General features: G+C 73.7%; 13 protein-coding genes. 4 read left to right on the plus strand and 9 right to left on the minus strand.

Annotated elements, in window-relative coordinates; translation table 11 throughout:
• Positions 1-100 precede the first annotated feature (100 nt).
• Together GA0070606_RS08975 and GA0070606_RS08980 are read left to right on the plus strand one after the other, a co-directional pair.
• Positions 101-853, plus strand: a complete 753-nt coding sequence (locus GA0070606_RS08975) for a TetR/AcrR family transcriptional regulator (RefSeq protein WP_091096726.1) — start codon at positions 101-103, stop codon at positions 851-853.
• Between the two features lie 129 nt (positions 854-982).
• Positions 983-2,575, plus strand: coding sequence for a phytoene desaturase family protein (locus GA0070606_RS08980; protein ID WP_091096728.1), 1,593 nt, complete (start codon positions 983-985; stop codon positions 2,573-2,575).
• 160 nt (positions 2,576-2,735) lie between these two features.
• Here GA0070606_RS08980 and GA0070606_RS08985 read toward each other — a convergent pair whose 3' ends face one another.
• On the minus strand, positions 2,736-4,316 hold the full coding sequence (locus tag GA0070606_RS08985; RefSeq protein ID WP_091096730.1) for a Rieske 2Fe-2S domain-containing protein: 1,581 nt from the start codon (positions 4,314-4,316) through the stop codon (positions 2,736-2,738).
• Positions 4,317-4,588: 272 nt separating this feature from the next.
• Here GA0070606_RS08985 and GA0070606_RS08990 point away from each other — a divergent pair, with 272 nt between their 5' ends.
• Positions 4,589-4,810 (plus strand): DUF2631 domain-containing protein, encoded by a 222-nt coding sequence (locus GA0070606_RS08990; protein WP_091096732.1) that lies wholly within the window; start codon positions 4,589-4,591, stop codon positions 4,808-4,810.
• Positions 4,811-4,901: 91 nt separating this feature from the next.
• Here the strand turns inward: GA0070606_RS08990 and GA0070606_RS08995 are convergent, their stop codons facing one another.
• The 8 genes from GA0070606_RS08995 to GA0070606_RS09030 form a co-directional block, all read right to left on the minus strand.
• The gene (locus tag GA0070606_RS08995; protein ID WP_091096734.1) at positions 4,902-6,278 is read right to left on the minus strand and encodes a DivIVA domain-containing protein; all 1,377 of its coding nucleotides are present in this window, start codon (positions 6,276-6,278) and stop codon (positions 4,902-4,904) included.
• Between the two features lie 31 nt (positions 6,279-6,309).
• Positions 6,310-7,458 carry a dual-specificity RNA methyltransferase RlmN gene (gene rlmN, locus GA0070606_RS09000; RefSeq protein ID WP_091096736.1) on the minus strand — a complete coding sequence of 383 codons (1,149 nt, stop codon included), beginning with the start codon at positions 7,456-7,458 and terminating at the stop codon, positions 6,310-6,312.
• Positions 7,459-7,562: 104 nt separating this feature from the next.
• Positions 7,563-8,780, minus strand: coding sequence for a phosphatidate cytidylyltransferase (locus GA0070606_RS09005; RefSeq protein WP_091096738.1), 1,218 nt, complete (start codon positions 8,778-8,780; stop codon positions 7,563-7,565).
• A gap of 740 nt (positions 8,781-9,520) precedes the next feature.
• On the minus strand, positions 9,521-10,078 hold the full coding sequence (frr, locus tag GA0070606_RS09010) for a ribosome recycling factor (RefSeq protein WP_091096739.1): 558 nt from the start codon (positions 10,076-10,078) through the stop codon (positions 9,521-9,523).
• Between the two features lie 79 nt (positions 10,079-10,157).
• Positions 10,158-10,925 carry a UMP kinase gene (pyrH, locus tag GA0070606_RS09015; protein WP_091096741.1) on the minus strand — a complete coding sequence of 256 codons (768 nt, stop codon included), beginning with the start codon at positions 10,923-10,925 and terminating at the stop codon, positions 10,158-10,160.
• A gap of 161 nt (positions 10,926-11,086) precedes the next feature.
• A complete protein-coding gene (gene tsf, locus GA0070606_RS09020; RefSeq protein WP_091096743.1) occupies positions 11,087-11,914 on the minus strand; it encodes a translation elongation factor Ts in 828 nt (275 codons plus the stop codon).
• Between the two features lie 135 nt (positions 11,915-12,049).
• A complete protein-coding gene (gene rpsB / locus GA0070606_RS09025; RefSeq protein ID WP_091096744.1) occupies positions 12,050-12,892 on the minus strand; it encodes a 30S ribosomal protein S2 in 843 nt (280 codons plus the stop codon).
• A gap of 549 nt (positions 12,893-13,441) precedes the next feature.
• Positions 13,442-14,680 (minus strand): hypothetical protein, encoded by a 1,239-nt coding sequence (locus tag GA0070606_RS09030; protein ID WP_425413035.1) that lies wholly within the window; start codon positions 14,678-14,680, stop codon positions 13,442-13,444.
• A 317-nt stretch (positions 14,681-14,997) separates the two neighbouring features.
• On the opposite strand from GA0070606_RS09030, the gene GA0070606_RS09035 reads away from it, so the two are divergent.
• The gene (locus GA0070606_RS09035; protein ID WP_091096746.1) at positions 14,998-15,357 is read left to right on the plus strand and encodes a YraN family protein; all 360 of its coding nucleotides are present in this window, start codon (positions 14,998-15,000) and stop codon (positions 15,355-15,357) included.
• Positions 15,358-15,394 lie beyond the last annotated feature (37 nt).

Consider the following 15,394-nt stretch of genomic DNA (forward strand, 5'->3'; position numbering starts at 1 on the left):
CCTCCCCCTCCGCCGACGGCTAAGCTGTAACCATCGCTCATTCGAGTGAACGCCGTTAACTATTACAACGGCGTTTGCGTTGGTCAAGGGGGTTGGCCACATGACCGCACCGTCCCGGCGCGAACGCCTGCGCTCGGCGACCGTCACCGAGATCAAGGACGGGGCACGACGGCTTCTGGTGACCGGCGGCATCGAGGCGATCTCGCTGCGGGCCATCGCCCGGGACATGGGCATGACGGCACCCGCCATCTACCGCTACTTCCCGAGCCTGGAAGCGCTGGTCGCGGCCCTCGCCGGCGACCTCTACGACGAGCTGCGGGCGCGGCTGGAGTCGGCCCGGGACGACGCCGGAGCGGAGCCGGTCGACCGGCTGCTGGCCATGAGCCGGGCGTTCCGCGCCTGGTCGGTGACCCACCCCGCCGAGTTCGGGCTGATCTTCGGCGCCCGGGTTCCGGGGCTGGACGCCTTCGTCGACGACTGCGCCGACCCCGAGCACCCCGGCGCCCGCTTCGGGGCGGTCTTCGTGCAGCCGATCATCGACCTCTGGCACCGGTCCCCCTTCCCCACCCCGCCCGCCGAGCTGCTCCGGGAGCGCCTGGGCGGACGCCTGGAACCGCTGCGGCTGAGCCACGGCGACGTGCCCATCGAGGTCGCGTACGCCTTCCTCTCCGGCTGGACCCGGCTCTACGGGCTGGTCGCCATGGAGGTCTTCGGCCAGCTCGCCTGGGCCGTCACCGAGGCCGAGCCGCTGTTCGAGCTGGAGCTGGCGACGTTCGCCGCCGCCCTGCGCGGCGAGCGACCCGGCGGGGCGCCCGCCCGGCCAGGACGGCGAACCGGCGCAGCGCCCAGCTGACCGCCGGCGGCAGAGCCGCCTGTCGCGAGGGCTGACCGACGGGGTCGGCGGGGCGGCCTGGCGCGGCGTCCGCCCGGCCTGCCGCGAAGGGCTGACCGACGGCGTCGACGGGCACTAGGCTCCCCCGGCATGAGCGACGAGCTGCCGACCCGGGCCGACGTGGTGATCGTCGGGTCCGGGCACAACGGCCTGGTGTCCGCGATCCTGCTCGCCCGCGCCGGGCTCGACGTGCTGGTCCTGGAGGCCGCCGAGGTGATCGGCGGGGCCACCCGCACCGAGAACCCGTTTCCGAAGGTGCCCGGGCTCCGCCACTCCACCGGCTCCTACCTGCTCGGGCTGATGCCGCCGGAGCTGCTCGCCACGCTCGACGTGCGCATCCCGGTGCTGCGCCGCGACCCGCACTACTTCCTGCCCACGCCCGGCCCCGAGGGCTCGCCGTACCTGCTCTTCGGCAGCGACACGGCGGCCACCCGGGCGCAGCTCGCGAAGTTCTTCTCTCCCGCCGACGTGGCCGCCGACGACGCCCTCCAGGCCGAGCTGGCCGCGCTGCGCGCCGACCTCGCGCCGGCCTGGCTGGCCGAGCCGCTGCCGGTCGAGGAGACCGCCGAGCGGTACGTCCGGCCGGCACTGCGGCAGGTGCTCGTCGACCTGGTCCGCGGCTCGGTCGCCGACCACCTGGCCCGCTTCGACTTCCGCTCCGAGCTGCTGGTCAGCATGTACGCGGTCACCGACGGCCTGTCCGGGCTCAACGCCGGGCCCGACGACCCGGGCACCGGCCACAACTTCCTCGTGCACAACATGTGCCGCCTCCCCGGCTCCGACGGCACGTGGATGATCGCCGAGGGCGGGATGGGCACGGTGGCGCGCACCTTCGCCGAGGCGGCGCGGTCGGCCGGCGCGACGATCCGCACCGGAGCGCCGGTACACGCGATCACCCTGGCCGGCGGCGCGGCCAGCGGCGTGGTCCTCGCCGACGGGCGGGAGGTGGCCGCCAGGGTGGTCCTCGGCGCGTGCGACCCGTACCGGCTGATGGACCTGCTGCCCGACGGGGCGCTCCCGGCGCCGCTGGCCGAGCGGATGGCGGCGGTCCGCCGGCCCGGCACCACCCTCAAGCTCAACCTGGCGCTGACCGGGCTGCCGCGCTTCGCCTGCCTGCCGGCCGACGCGCCGAGCCCGTTCGGGTCGACCATCCACCTGCTGCCCGGCTCGCAGTCGCTGGTCGGCGGCGGCGAGTCGCCGATGGCGGCGCTGCGCGCCATGTGGGCCGACGTCCAGGCGGGGCGGCTGCCCGAGGAGCCGACCATCGAGTGGTACCTGCACACCACCGTCGACCCGTCACTCTCCGACGGTCGGGGCCACCACTCCTCCGCGCTCTTCGTCCAGTCGGTCCCCTACGAGCCGGCCGGCACCACGTGGGACGCGGCGCTGCCCGGCTACGTCGAGCGGCTGGTCGCGATCTGCGAGCGGTACGCCCCGGGCACCGGCGACCTGATCGCCGACGCCGTGCCGCTGCCGCCGCCCGGCATCGAGGCGCACTTCGGCATCACCGGCGGGCACATCCACCACGTCGACAACACCGTCTCGTTCACCGATCGGATGCCGTACGCCACCGGCATCGACGGCGTCTACGCCGGCAGCGCCGGCTGCCACCCCGCCGGCAGTGTCATCGGCGCCGCCGGCCACAACGCCGCCCGCCGCATCCTCACCGACCTGACCCGCTGACCCTCGCGCCCCCTCGCGCCCTCTCGCGCCCTCTCGCGCCCTCTCGCACCCCCTCGCGCCCGCGATCTTGCACTTTCGGCCCGCCGTTCGCGGCCTTTGCGGCTTTTGCGGGGGCAGGAAGTGCAAGATCGCCGGAGGTGGGGGCGAGCGGGCGGGCGGGTCAGCTGGCGGATTCGCCGGCGGGGGCGGGGGGGTCGGCGTCGACGCGGTGGGCGCGGATCTTGTGGCCGACGCTGGTGAGGCAGCGGCCGCTCGCGAGGTCGAACCGCCACCCGTGCAGCTGACAGGTGAGCTGGTCACCGTCGACGATGCCGAAGCGGGTCAGGTCCGCCTTCAGGTGCGGGCAGCGCCGCTGCACCACCCAGTCGCCCAGGGTGATGTCCTCGGCGTCGCTGGTCCGCTCGTGCTCGTCGTACCAGCCCTCGGCGTACTGGAGCCGCTCCTGCGAAAGGCACTTGAAGAAGGCGTAGACGAACTCGTTGTACTGACCGATCCGGGCGGCGGAGAAGCGGCAGGAGAGGAAGAGCGAGTTGACCCAGTCCACCTCGCCGATGTGCAGCAGGTGCTCGATCAGCGCCCGCTCGGTGCGGAACCGGTAGCGCACCTTCTCGTCGGCGTACGGCCGGACCTGCTTGCCCGGGAAGTCCACCACGATGGACTCGACCGATTCACCGTCGTAGCCCACCAGGTCGAAGCGGACCGGACCGCCGACCCCCTTGGCCAGGTAGATCGACTCCTCCAGCAGCGGCTCGATCCGGCGCTGCATCTCCTTGAGCACGTCGACCTCGGGGTGCCGCCAGGACGCCTTCTCGGCCTCGATGACCGGCCGCTTGCGCTCCCGCATCTCCTCCAGGTGCGCGACCTTGTTCGCGAAGAACTCCTCGACCGGCACCGGGTGGCTGGTCTCGCAGCTCTCGGTGGTGATCTCCGCGACGCTGCCCGGCAGCAGCACGACGCCGTTGGTGCCGCCGACCTTGGCGTACTCGCTCAGGAAGACCGACTGGTCGGGGAAGATGTTGCCCTCGTCGCCGTGGATGTCGTTGAACTGCCACAGCTCGTCGTCGAGGAAGCACGGCGGTCCGGCGATCGGGAAGACGTGGTCGGCCTTCAGGTCGTCGATGTAGCGCCACGTCCGGTCGAACTGCCGGTCCCGCTTCTGCTTGCCGAACGCCGTCTTCGCCGCCTGCGGCAGCTCGTAGACCATCGGGTACCAGATCGCGCCGGAGAACTGGAGCATGTGCGCGTGCACGTGGCCCAGCTCGGCGAAGACGCTCAGGTCGGTGGGGCGGGCGTCGTTCTGGTTGAGCAGCCGCACCCCGTCGTACTCCACCCAGAGCGAGGAGTCGCCGATCGGGCCGTCGGTCGGGCTGGTCAGCGCCTGGATCATGACCTTCAGGCCGCCGTCCAGCTCGACGACCTGCTCGTTCGGCGCCTTCAGGAACCTGGTGAAGCCCAGCTCCCGCAGCTCGTCCTCCATCTCGGAGGTGGGGAACGCTGGCAGCAGCACGGTCGCGGACTTCGACACGAAGCGCTTCAGGTGCGCGGCGTCGAAGTGGTCCCGGTGCAGGTGGGAGACGTAGAGGTAGTCGACGTCGCCGAGGGTCTCCCAGTCGAGCAGGGAATTGTCCGGGAACGGAAACCACGACGCGAAATAGGCCGGGTTGACCCACGGGTCGCACAGGATGCTGCCCGCGGCCGTGTCGATCCGCATGCTGGCGTGTCCCGTACCGGTCACTCGCACCGCAGTTCCCCCTCGAAGACAAACAAAAGGTGTACGTCCGAAACGCTACCGGAGGGAGTCTGGCGACCGCCCCGCGACGCCGGTAGTGCCGCCCGGCCCGGCGCGGTCGGGACCTTGGACCCGCGCCCCGCACCACGTACGCCGTGCCGGCGCCCCGCCGAGCCGTCGGCGCGGGACCGTGCGTTCCGCCTCGTCCGGCCGGACCCACCGCCGAGCCTGGCACGGGGCGTGCCAGACTAACCGGAGATCCGATCGCGAGGGAAGGACCGACAGTGGCAGGAAGCGAGCCGGTAACGTCGCCAGACCAGCACAAGCCGGGGCACCGCAAGTCCGGGCGGATCGGCGCGGTGCTCTCCGCGCTGGCGCTGCTGGCGATGCTCTGCGGCAACCACGAGGGCAGGGTCGAGGACATCTGGCTGGTCGGCCTGGCCGTGCTGCTGCTGGTCATCGTCATCGGCGACGCCGTGCTGCGGCGCAACGGCCTGCGGTCCTGACCGCACCCCGCCAGCCGGCGTCGCGCGCGCCGGAGGTGACACGCGCGAGGGCCCGCCCCCGACCGGGGAGCGGGCCCTCGTCGTACGCGGGTCAGCGGCCGAACAGGATGTCCTGCACGTCCTTGAGCGCGGCGTCGACCTCGGCCTCGAAGTAGCCGCCGGGCACCAGCGGGAAGCGCAGCGAGTCGAGTTCCTTGGGGTTCACCGGCATCGGGTTGCGCCCCTGCATGCCCCCGAGGAGGCTGTCGAAGAACCGGTCGACCTGGTCGGGGTCGTAGCCGCTGCCGAACCGGCGCACCTGGAAGCTGCGGCGGATCTGGTCGACGCGGTAGAGGTCGCTGCCGGGCGGGCCGGCCATGGGCGGGCCGGCAGTGGGCGGCGGGCCGGCCAGCGGCGGGCCACCCACCGGCGGGCCACCCACCGGCGGGCCACCCATGGGCGGGCCGGCCATCGGCGGCGGGCCGCCGAAGCCCTGCTGCGGGGGCGGACCGGCCGGGCCCCGGCCGCGCATGTCGCGCAGCTCCCGCTCGGACATCCGGATCTCGGCCGTCATGTCGGCACGGCCGCGCCGGCCAGCCTCGAAGCCGTCGAAGCGCGGCTCGTCGCCGTAGCCACCGGGGCCGTCACCGTAACCGCCCCGAGGATCGCCGGGACCGTCACCGTAGCCGCCGGGGCCGTCGCCGTAACCGCCCCGAGGGTCGCCGTATCCACCGGGTCCGCCGGGCCCGTCGCCGTAACCGCCGGGGCCACCCGGGCCGTCACCGTAGCCACCCCGAGGATCGCCGGGACCGTCACCGTAGCCGCCAGGGCCACCCGGGCCGTCACCGTAGCCACCCCGAGGATCGCCGGGACCGTCACCGTAGCCGCCAGGGCCACCCGGGCCGTCGCCGTAGGCGCCGGGGCCGGCGGGCAGGCCGCGCGGCGGCGGACCGCCGTGGCCCATCGGAGCGCCCGGACCCATCGGGCCGGGACCGCCCGGACCGCGCGCCGGCTCGTAGCCGCCACGGGGGCCGTCGTAACCACCGGCGAAGGCGCCGGTGGGCTCCTCGTAGCGGCCGTAACGGTCGGCGGGCGGAGGGCCGGCCTGCGCGGGCATCGGCCGGGGCGGCATCGGCTGCGGGACCGGAGACATGCCGCGGTCGTCGCGCGCCGGCGGGCCCATCCGGTCCGGCGGGCCGAGCCGGTCGCCCATCCGGGGATCACCGCCGCGACCACCGGCGCCACCGCGCTCCTCCAGCTCGGCCAGCTGCCGCTCGACCCGGTCGAGGTGCAGGTCGACCTGCCACTCGTCGTAGCCGTTGAAGCGGACCCGGAAGACGACGTCGTGGACCTCCTGGGAGGCGACGGGGGCACCCACCGGCCGGCCGTCGAGCGTCGCCTCGACCCGGTCCAGGAAGGCGTCGACCTCGTCGACCTTGTATCCCCGGCGGAGCGCCTTACGCCGGAAACGCTGACCCTGACTCGCCACTATGTCTCCTGGTCTCGTTCGCCACGCCCGGTCACGCGGTCTCCCCGGTCCGATCGGTGTCCCTGTTGTCGACGGCGGCGGCGAGCTGCCCACACGCTCCGTCGATCTCGCGACCCCGGGTGTCCCGCACCGTCGTCGACACCCCGGCCTCGCGCAACCGCCGGACGAACTCCCGCTCCACCGGCTTCGGGCTGGCGTCCCAGCGGCTGCCCGGAGTCGGATTGAGCGGGATGAGGTTCACGTGGGCCAGCTTCCCGGCCAGCAGCCGTCCGAGCAGATCGGCTCGCCACGGCTGGTCGTTCACGTCCTTGATCATCGCGTACTCGATCGACACGCGCCGCCCCGTCCGTGCCGCGTAGTCCCACGCCGCGTCCAGCACCTCGGACACCTTCCAGCGCTGGTTGACGGGCACCAGTTCGTCGCGCAGCCCATCATCGGGCGCGTGCAACGACAACGCAAGGGTCACCGAGAGGTCTTCGCTGGCCAGTCGGCGGATGGCCGGCACCAGGCCGACCGTGGAGACGGTGATGTGGCGCTGCGACAACCCGAGGCCCTCGGGCGCCGGGGCGACCAGCCGGCGGATCGCGGCGATCACCCGGGAGTAGTTGGCCAGCGGCTCGCCCATGCCCATGAAGACCACGTGCGACAGGCGCGGCGGCGAGCCCGCCACGGCGCCGGAGGCGGCCACGCCGGCCAGGTAGACCGCCTGGTCGACGATCTCGGCGGTGGACAGGTTGCGGGTCAGCCCGGCCTGGCCGGTGGCGCAGAACGGGCAGGCCATGCCGCAGCCGGCCTGGCTGGAGATGCAGACGGTGACCCGGTCCGGGTAGCCCATCAGCACGCTCTCCACCAGCGAGCCGTCGTGCAGCCGCCAGAGCGCCTTGCGGGTCGCGCCGTCGTCGCAGGCCAGCTCGCGGACCGGGGTGAGCAGCCGCGGCAGGAGCTGGTCGGCGAGCCTGTCCCGGGTGGCGGCCGGCAGGTCGGTCATCTCCGCCGGATCCCGCACCAGCCGACCGAAGTAGTGGGTGGAGACCTGCTTGGCGCGGAACGCCGGCTCCCCCAGCTCGGTGACCAGCGCACGGCGGCCGGCGAGGTCGAGGTCGGCGAGGTGACGGGGAGGCATCGCGGGTCGTCGCCCGGGGGCGTCGGGGTCTGCGGGGATCAGGGGCAGGCTCGTCATGGCGGGTCCAGTCTGTCACGCCGGACGGCCGACGCACCTGTCCGGAGGTGCCGAATCGACCCCCACCGCCCGGACGGGCCCACCGACGCCGGGTGATTCACGCCTCACTCCAACACCGGGACGAAGACCGCCAGCAGCAGGTACGCGGTCGGCAGCGCAAAGAGGATCGAGTCGAGCCGGTCCATCAGGCCGCCGTGCCCCGGGAGCAGGTTGCTCATGTCCTTCACGCCGAGATCCCGCTTGATCATCGACTCGGCGAGGTCGCCCAGTACGGCCGCGCCGGAGACCGCCAGCCCGAAGACCGCGCCCCACCACGGGGCCACGTCGAAGAGCAGCCAGAGCAGCAGGGCGCTGCCCAGGGCCGCGGCCGTGACCGAGCCGGCGAAGCCCTCCCAGGACTTCTTCGGGCTCACGGAGGGGGCCATCGGGTGCTTGCCGAAGGAGACGCCGGCGGCGTACCCGCCGGTGTCGGAGAGGACCACCGCGACCAGCGTCGCCAGCACCCGCAGGTGGCCGTCCTCCGGCACCGCAGCCAGCAGCGCGGCGAAGCCGCCGAGGAACGGCACGTACACGGCGATCAGGGTGGCGGCGGTCAGGTCGCGCTGGAAGCCGCGCGGCCCGTCGCCGAGCCGCCAGACCATCGTGCCCAGCACGGTGACCAGCAGGCCGAGGCTGAGCGCGTCGGGGCCGGCGAACCAGGCCAGCCCGACGGTGAGCACCCCGCCGGCGATCAGCGGCACCAGCGGCGGGTGGGCGCCGCTGCGGCGTACCGCCCGGGCCATCTCCCAGCTGCCGACGGCCACGGCGCCGGCCACCACGAGCAGGAACCCGAGCCGGAAGAAGAAGAGCGGAACCACGACCAGGGCGCCGAGGCTCACCCCGACCGCGACGGCGGCGGGCAGGTTGCGCCCGGCCCGGCCCGGCGCGGGCTGCTGGGTCGGGGGCCGGTCGACGCTGGCCCGCCGTCGGCCGCGCTGCCGCCGGCCCGGGGGGCGCGCGGGCTCGGGCTCCGGCTCGACGTCCCGCACCGGTTCCAGCTGGGTCGTCGGATACTCGGAGGCGTCCGGGTGGTGGCCGTTCGTCCCGGCCGGGCGGTCGTACGGGGCGCGGTCCGTCCCGGTCGGCTCCGGGTGGGCGTCGACCTGGGGGCGGGGGCGGGTGTGCGGCTCGGCGTACACGTCAGGCGCGCCGCCGGGCCGGCGGTGCCACGGGCCGGGCTCGATCTCCGGCTCGGGCCAGGGCAGGGCGGGGGCGGGGGCGGGGGCGTCGGGGCGGTCCCAGCCGCGGGGCTCGGCGCTGCCGTAGGGGTCGAGGTGGGACATCACGCACCGATGGGGCCCGGCACGAGATCCACCACATGACGCACAACCACAACCATTCCCCTACCCGCGCGACTGTTCCGTCCGGTTGACCCGCCAGACGGCCGGCCCGATCCCCTCCGTTCACCGCAGGGTGGCCGGGAATCGTGCCGAGCCTACTGCACCCGCCGCTCCCCCACGTCGGACCGTGGTCGCCGGGGTCGCGCCCGCCGGGGCAGGCCGACAGGCGGCGCCCCGTACCCGGCCTCGCCGGTCACGCCCGCCGGGCAGGCCGACAGGCGACGCCCCGCCCCTGGCCTCGCCGGTCACGCCCGCCGGGCGGGCCGACAGGCGACGCCCCGCCCTTGGCCTCGCCGGTCACGCCCGCCGGACGGGCCGGCAGGCGACGCCCCGCCCCCGGCCTCGCCGGTCACGCCCGCCGGGCAGGCCGACAGGCGACGCCCCGCCCCCGGCCTCGCCGGTCACGCCCGCCGGGCAGGCCGACAGGCGACGCCCCGCCCCCGGCCTCGCCGGTCACGCCCGCCGGGCAGGCCGACAGGCGACGCCGGGTACCCGGCCTCGCCGAGGAGCCGGAGCCACCGCGCATGCGGGCCGGAGCGTCGCCGGGCGCCGGGCGCGGACGACGACGGCACCAGGACTGGGCCGGATGCCGGGCGTGAACGACGATGGCACCGGACCTCCGCCCGCGTGCGGGCGGCGCCGGTGCCACGTGTCGTCGTCGCCGGTGCGGCCGACGTACGGCATCAGACCTCGAGGAGCTCGTTCTCCTTGTGCTTGACCAGCTCGTCGACGGCGGCGACGTAGCGCTGGGTCAGGTCGTCGAGCTCCTTCTCCGCGCGCCGGCCGTCGTCCTCGCCGACCTCGCCGTCCTTGACGAGGCGGTCGAGCTCCTCCTTGCCCTTGCGGCGGATGTTGCGGATGGCGACCTTGGCCTCCTCACCCTTGTGCCGGGCGACCTTGATCATGTCGCGGCGGCGCTCCTCGGTCATCTGCGGGAGCAGAATGCGCAGCTGGTTGCCCTCGTTGTTCGGGTTCGCGCCGAGGTCGGAATCGCGGATCGCCTTCTCCATGGCGTTGATCTGCGAGTTGTCGTACGGCTTGATGATCACCATGCGCGGCTCGGGCACGCCGATGGACGCCATCTGGGGCAGCGGGGTGGGGCTGCCGTAGTAGTCGATGATGATCTTGGAGAACATGGCGGCGTTGGCGCGACCGGTGCGGATCGCGCCGAACTCCTCCTTGGCGTGCTCGATGGCACGCTCCATCTTCTCCTCGGCCTCGAGGAGGGTGTCGTCGATCACCGGTCTCCTCGCCTCCTTCTGTGCTCGTCGTGGGCTTGTCGTGTCGGAGGAACCGCTGAGGGCGGGTCAGTTCGACCGCTCAGGCGGTGATCAGGGTGCCGATCTTGTCGCCACCCACGGCCCGGATGATGGTGTCGTCGCCCTGCGCGCCGAAGACCAGCATCGGCAGGCCGTTCTCCATGCACAGGCTGAACGCGGCGGCGTCCGCGACCCGCAGGTTGCGGCGCAGCACCTCGGAGAAGGTGATCGAGTCGAACTTGCTGGCGGTCGGGTCGACCCGCGGGTCCGCGGTGTAGACGCCGTCCACGCCGTTCTTGCTCATCAGCACCACGTCGGCGCGGATCTCCAGCGCGCGCTGGGCGGCCACCGTGTCGGTGGAGAAGTACGGCATGCCCGCGCCCGCGCCGAAGATCACCACGCGGCCCTTCTCCAGGTGCCGGATCGCGCGCAGCGGGATGTAGGGCTCGGCGACCTGGGCCATCGTGATCGCGCTCTGCACGCGCGTCTCGATGCCCTCCTTCTCCAGGAAGTCCTGCAGCGCGAGGCAGTTCATCACGGTGCCGAGCATGCCCATGTAGTCGGCCCGGGCCCGGTCCATGCCGCGCTTCTGCAGCTCGGCGCCCCGGAAGAAGTTGCCGCCGCCGACCACCACCGAGACCTGCACCCCGCGGCGCACCACGGTCGCGATCTGCCGGGCGATGGCCTGCACGACGTCGGGGTCGACGCCGATGGCGCCCCCGCCGAACACCTCGCCGGAGAGCTTCAGCACCACCCGTCGGGCCCGGCCGGGGGGCGGCGCCGTCGGATCGTCCGCCGCCAGACTCCGGTCACTCACAACCTGCGTCATCCGCCCCGCCCTTCCCCATGCGCACGTCCCGTACGCCGCGTACCGCGAAACTGCCGTAGCCGACCCTATGTGACAAGGAGGCCGCGGTGCCTGTCACGTACACCGGCGGCCTCCTCGTCGACGTTCCCTGCCCGCGGGCGCCCAACGCGCCCCGGGGCGGCTCAGGCCTGGCCGACCTCGAACCGCACGAAGCGGGTGACCTCGATGCCGGCCTCGGCCAGCAGCTGCTTCACCGTCTTCTTGTTGTCGGCGACCGACGCCTGCTCGATGAGGACGTAGTCCTTGAAGAAGGCGTTCACCCGGCCCTCGACGATCTTCGGCAGCGCCGCCTCGGGCTTGTTCTCCTCGCGGGCGGTCTGCTCGGCGATGCGCCGCTCGGACTCGACGACGTCGGCCGGCACCTCGTCACGGGTGAGGTACTTCGGCCGCATCGCGGCGATCTGCATCGCGACGGCGCGCGCGTCGGCGTCGCCGGCCTCGTCGGTCCGGCCGGAGTACTGCACCAGCACGCCGACCGCCGGGGGCAGGTCCTGGCTCTTGCGGTGCAGGTAGACGGCGGTGGTGCCGTCGAGCTTGGCGAACCGGTTGAGGACCAGCTTCTCGCCGATCTTGGCGGACTGCTCCTGGACCAGGTCGGCGACCGTCTTGCCGTCGATCTCGGTGGCGAGCAGCTCCTCGGCGGTGCTGACGCCGCTGCGCTCGCCGTGCTCGACCAGCCGCTGGGCGAGCTCGATGAAGGCGTCGGTCTTGGCGACGAAGTCGGTCTCGCAGTTGAGCTCGAGCAGCGCCTGGCCCGAGTGGGCGATCAGACCGTTGGCGGCCGTGCGGCCGGCCCGCTTGCCGACGTCCTTGGCGCCCTTGACGCGCAGGATCTCGACGGCCTTGTCGAAGTCGCCCTCGGCCTCGGTCAGCGCCTTCTTGCAGTCCATCATGCCGGCGCCGGTGAGGTCGCGGAGCTTCTTGACGTCCGCGGCGGTGAAGTTGGACATGGCTCTCTCTTCGGTGTTGAGACTGCGGGTGGGTTGGTCCTGGTGCCGGTTACCCGGATCCGGGCGCGACGTGCCCGGCGTACCTGCCGCTCCCCGCCGTCCGAAAAAACGGACGACGGGGAAGCGGCGGCGCGGTCACTCCGCGGCGGCGGTCGCCGGCTGCTCGGCCGGCTGCCCCTGCTCGTCGGCCTTCTTCGGCTCCTCGAGCAGCTCGCGCTCCCACTCGGCCAGCGGCTCGTCCGAGGCCACACCCGGCTCGGGCTTCTCGTCGGTGCCCCGACGACGGCCGGAGCGGGCGATCAGGCCGTCGGCGACGGCGGCGGCCACGACCTTGGTCAGCAGCTCCGCCGAACGGATCGCGTCGTCGTTGCCCGGGATCGGGAAGTCGACCTCGTCCGGGTCGCAGTTGGTGTCGAGCACCGCGATCACCGGGATGCCCAGCTTGCGGGCCTCGTCGACGGCGATGTGCTCCTTCTTGGTGTCGACCACCCAGATCGCGGCCGGGAGCTTCTGCATGTCGCGCAGGCCACCGAGGGTGCGGGTCAGCTTGACCTTCTCGCGGGAGAGCTGCAGGGTCTCCTTCTTGGTGTACCCGGCGGCCGTGCCGCTCAGGTCACCCAGGGCCTCCAGCTCCTTCATCCGCTGCAGCCGCTTGTACACCGTCTGGAAGTTGGTCAGCATGCCGCCGAGCCAGCGGTGGTTGACGTACGGCTGGCCGACCCGGGTCGCCTGCTCGGCGATGGCCTCCTGAGCCTGCTTCTTGGTGCCGACGAAGAGGATGCTGCCACCCTCGGCGACGGTCCCGCGCACGAACTCGTAGGCCTTCTCGATGTAGTCGAGGGTCTGGCGCAGGTCGATGATGTAGATACCGTTGCGCTCGGTGAAGATGAAACGCTTCATCTTCGGGTTCCAGCGCCGGGTCTGGTGCCCGAAGTGGACACCGCTCTCCAGCAGCTGACGCATGGTCACGACGGCCATGGTGGGTTACTCCTTGCGGTCCCTGGTTGTCCCGCCCGGCCGGCGGCCGGGCGTCCTGGCGCCCGGTCGCCGGCCATGGCGGGCCCGATCATGATCGGGACCAGGGAGGCCGTCGCCCCACGACGACTCGTGGAGAGGGCGCGCGAGGTCGACCGCACGATGCGGTCGCCAGTCGACCAGTGTACGCCCCCTTCCCACCGCCGACGCCTCGGGTGGCGGGAAGGGGTCGGAACGCCCATTTCCGGCACCCGGCGAGCCCGTGCGCCGCCGGACCCGGCGACGTGCCGCGGGCCCGTCCGCCGGAGCCACGGCGGGCGCGAACCCGTGCGCCCGGACCCCGCAGCACGCGGACCCCGTCCGTCGGACCTCGCGGCGCACTCGGGCCCAGCGCGCGGACCGGTGTGGCGGACCCCGCAACGCGCGCGTACCTGTGTGCCGGACCCCGCAACGCGCGCATACCTGTGTGCCGGACCCCGCAGCGCGCGCGGACCTGTGTGCCGGACCCCGCAGCGTGCCGGCCGCCAACCGGCCGCCGTCGGCTGGGGGCCGTCAGCCGACGGCGAGGGCGGCGGCGAGGAAGAGCACCAGGCCCACGGTCAGGTAGGCCGTCGGCGGGCGCAGCCAGCCCCGGCTCCCGTCCGTCAGCGACAACCCGCCGGTGCGCAGCCCGTAGAGGCCGACGGCGAAGATCGGCAGCCCGCAGACCAGGAAGGTGCCCACCACGACGTTGGCGGCCGACAGCGGGTCGCCGGTCACGCCGCTGAGCAGCACCCGCAGCGCGGGGATCTCGAACACCACGACCAGCGCGGCGAGCAGCACGGCCAGCGCCGGCCGGCGCGTCCGGTAGACCCCGTCGCCCGCCGGTGGGCCCGGCAGCGGAGCCACCACCGGCGGGAAGGCCGGCGCCTCCCCCGGCGGGAGGTCGCCGCGAGGCGCGATCGGCGGCATCGGCCCGGTCGGCATCTCCAGCGGGTTCGGCGCCTCGGCCGCACGTCGCGGCTCGACGACCGGCATCTCCAGCGGCTTCGCGGCCTCGACGGCCCGCTGGGGTTCGACGATCGGGTAGCCGGCGAGCGGCGCCGGGCGGGTCGGCTCGACGGGGCCCGCCCCGACCAGCGCGTCGGCGGCCGACGTCGAGACCGCTTCCCGGGACTCCCTCGCCTCCCGCGCCGCGCGCCGCCCCGGCCGGTCGGCGGGCAGCTCGCCCGAGGCCTCCGGGTCCGCATCCGGGCGTCGCAGGCGGCTTGCCCGGTATCCCTCGTTCTCCGACCGGTCGTCCCCGAGCGGCGGCACCGCGCCGAACCGCCCGGAGTCGCTCTCCCCGCCGCCGAACCGCCCGGACGCCGGCTCCACCGCGGCGAAGCGACCGGAGTCCGGCTCGGTGACCGCGAACCGACCAGAATCCGGCTCCGCCACCGCGAACCGGCCGGAGTCCGGCTCGGTGACCGCGAACCGACCCGAATCCGGCTCCGCCACCGCGAACCGGCCGGAGTCCTCCGGGCCGCCGAAGCGGCCGCGGTCGGCGTCGAGCGCGCCGAAGCGCCCGGAGTCGGGCTCCGGCGTCGCGCCGAAGCGCCCGGACTCGCCGCGCCGGGTGCCGGCGGGGTCGCCGTAGCGGTCGTCCTCCGAGGCGCGGCGCTGCTCGGGGGCGGTCACGTCGTCGTCCCGGTACCGGGTGTCGGCCGCACCGCGCCAGTCCCGCTCCCCGTAGCCACGGTCGCGGTCAGCCGGATACCAACCCGACTCCTGATCCTCGGCAAAGCTCCGTCGTCCGTCCACGTCCGGCACCGTATGCGACGATCTCCACGGACGCCATTCGCCCCTCGGACGCCCCGGCCGACCGACGGGCCGGGGCAGCGCGATGGGGCCGCCCGGGGCGCCGGGCGGGGATGGCGGCGCAGGTCAGGGGCAGGTCGGGGCAGGTCCGCGAGCCGGCCCAGCGCCGCGGCCACCTTGCCCGTAACGATCTTAAGTTCGACCAGCCCACTCCGGTCCGCATAGCACAACGCGGGCATGATCGTCCGCTCGTCCACAGTCCGGCCGTCGTCCACAGGCACGACGACGCGGGGCGGCGGAGCCAGGCTCACCCGGGGCACGGTGCCGGCATGACGAAGCGGAACCAGGCGGTCGGCGCGTACGGCGAGCGATGCGCCGTCCGGCACCTGATCGAGGCGGGCCTGCGCCCCGTCGCCCGGAACTGGCGCTGCCCGGCCGGGGAGATCGACATCATCGCCTGGGACGGGCCGGTGCTCGCCTTCTGCGAGGTGAAGACACGAAGCACGGACGGATTCGGCACACCGGCCGAGGCGGTCGTCCCGGCCAAGGCCCGCCGGCTACGCGGGCTCGCCGCCCGATGGCTGGCCGACACCGGCACCAGCGCCGACCAGGTGCGCTTCGACGTCGTCTCGGTACGCCTCACCGGCGCCGGCCCCGCCCGCGTCGATCACCTCAAGGGCGTGTTCTGAGGTGGGCGGGCGGAACGGGCCGGCCTTCCGGTGCGAC

The sequence above is a fragment of the Micromonospora citrea genome (genome assembly GCF_900090315.1).
Taxonomy (GTDB): domain Bacteria; phylum Actinomycetota; class Actinomycetes; order Mycobacteriales; family Micromonosporaceae; genus Micromonospora; species Micromonospora citrea.

Excerpts from the sequence above, each read along its gene's own strand:
- GA0070606_RS08975 (WP_091096726.1), top strand. The coding sequence starts at position 101 with ATGACCGCACCGTCCCGGCGCGAACGCCTGCGCTCGGCGACCGTCACC.
- GA0070606_RS08980 (WP_091096728.1), top strand. The coding sequence starts at position 983 with ATGAGCGACGAGCTGCCGACCCGGGCCGACGTGGTGATCGTCGGGTCC.
- rlmN (WP_091096736.1), bottom strand. The coding sequence starts at position 7,458 with ATGACGAGCCTGCCCCTGATCCCCGCAGACCCCGACGCCCCCGGGCGA.
- GA0070606_RS09005 (WP_091096738.1), bottom strand. The coding sequence starts at position 8,780 with ATGTCCCACCTCGACCCCTACGGCAGCGCCGAGCCCCGCGGCTGGGAC.
- pyrH (WP_091096741.1), bottom strand. The coding sequence starts at position 10,925 with ATGACGCAGGTTGTGAGTGACCGGAGTCTGGCGGCGGACGATCCGACG.
- tsf (WP_091096743.1), bottom strand. The coding sequence starts at position 11,914 with ATGTCCAACTTCACCGCCGCGGACGTCAAGAAGCTCCGCGACCTCACC.
- rpsB (WP_091096744.1), bottom strand. The coding sequence starts at position 12,892 with ATGGCCGTCGTGACCATGCGTCAGCTGCTGGAGAGCGGTGTCCACTTC.
- GA0070606_RS09035 (WP_091096746.1), top strand. The coding sequence starts at position 14,998 with ATGACGAAGCGGAACCAGGCGGTCGGCGCGTACGGCGAGCGATGCGCC.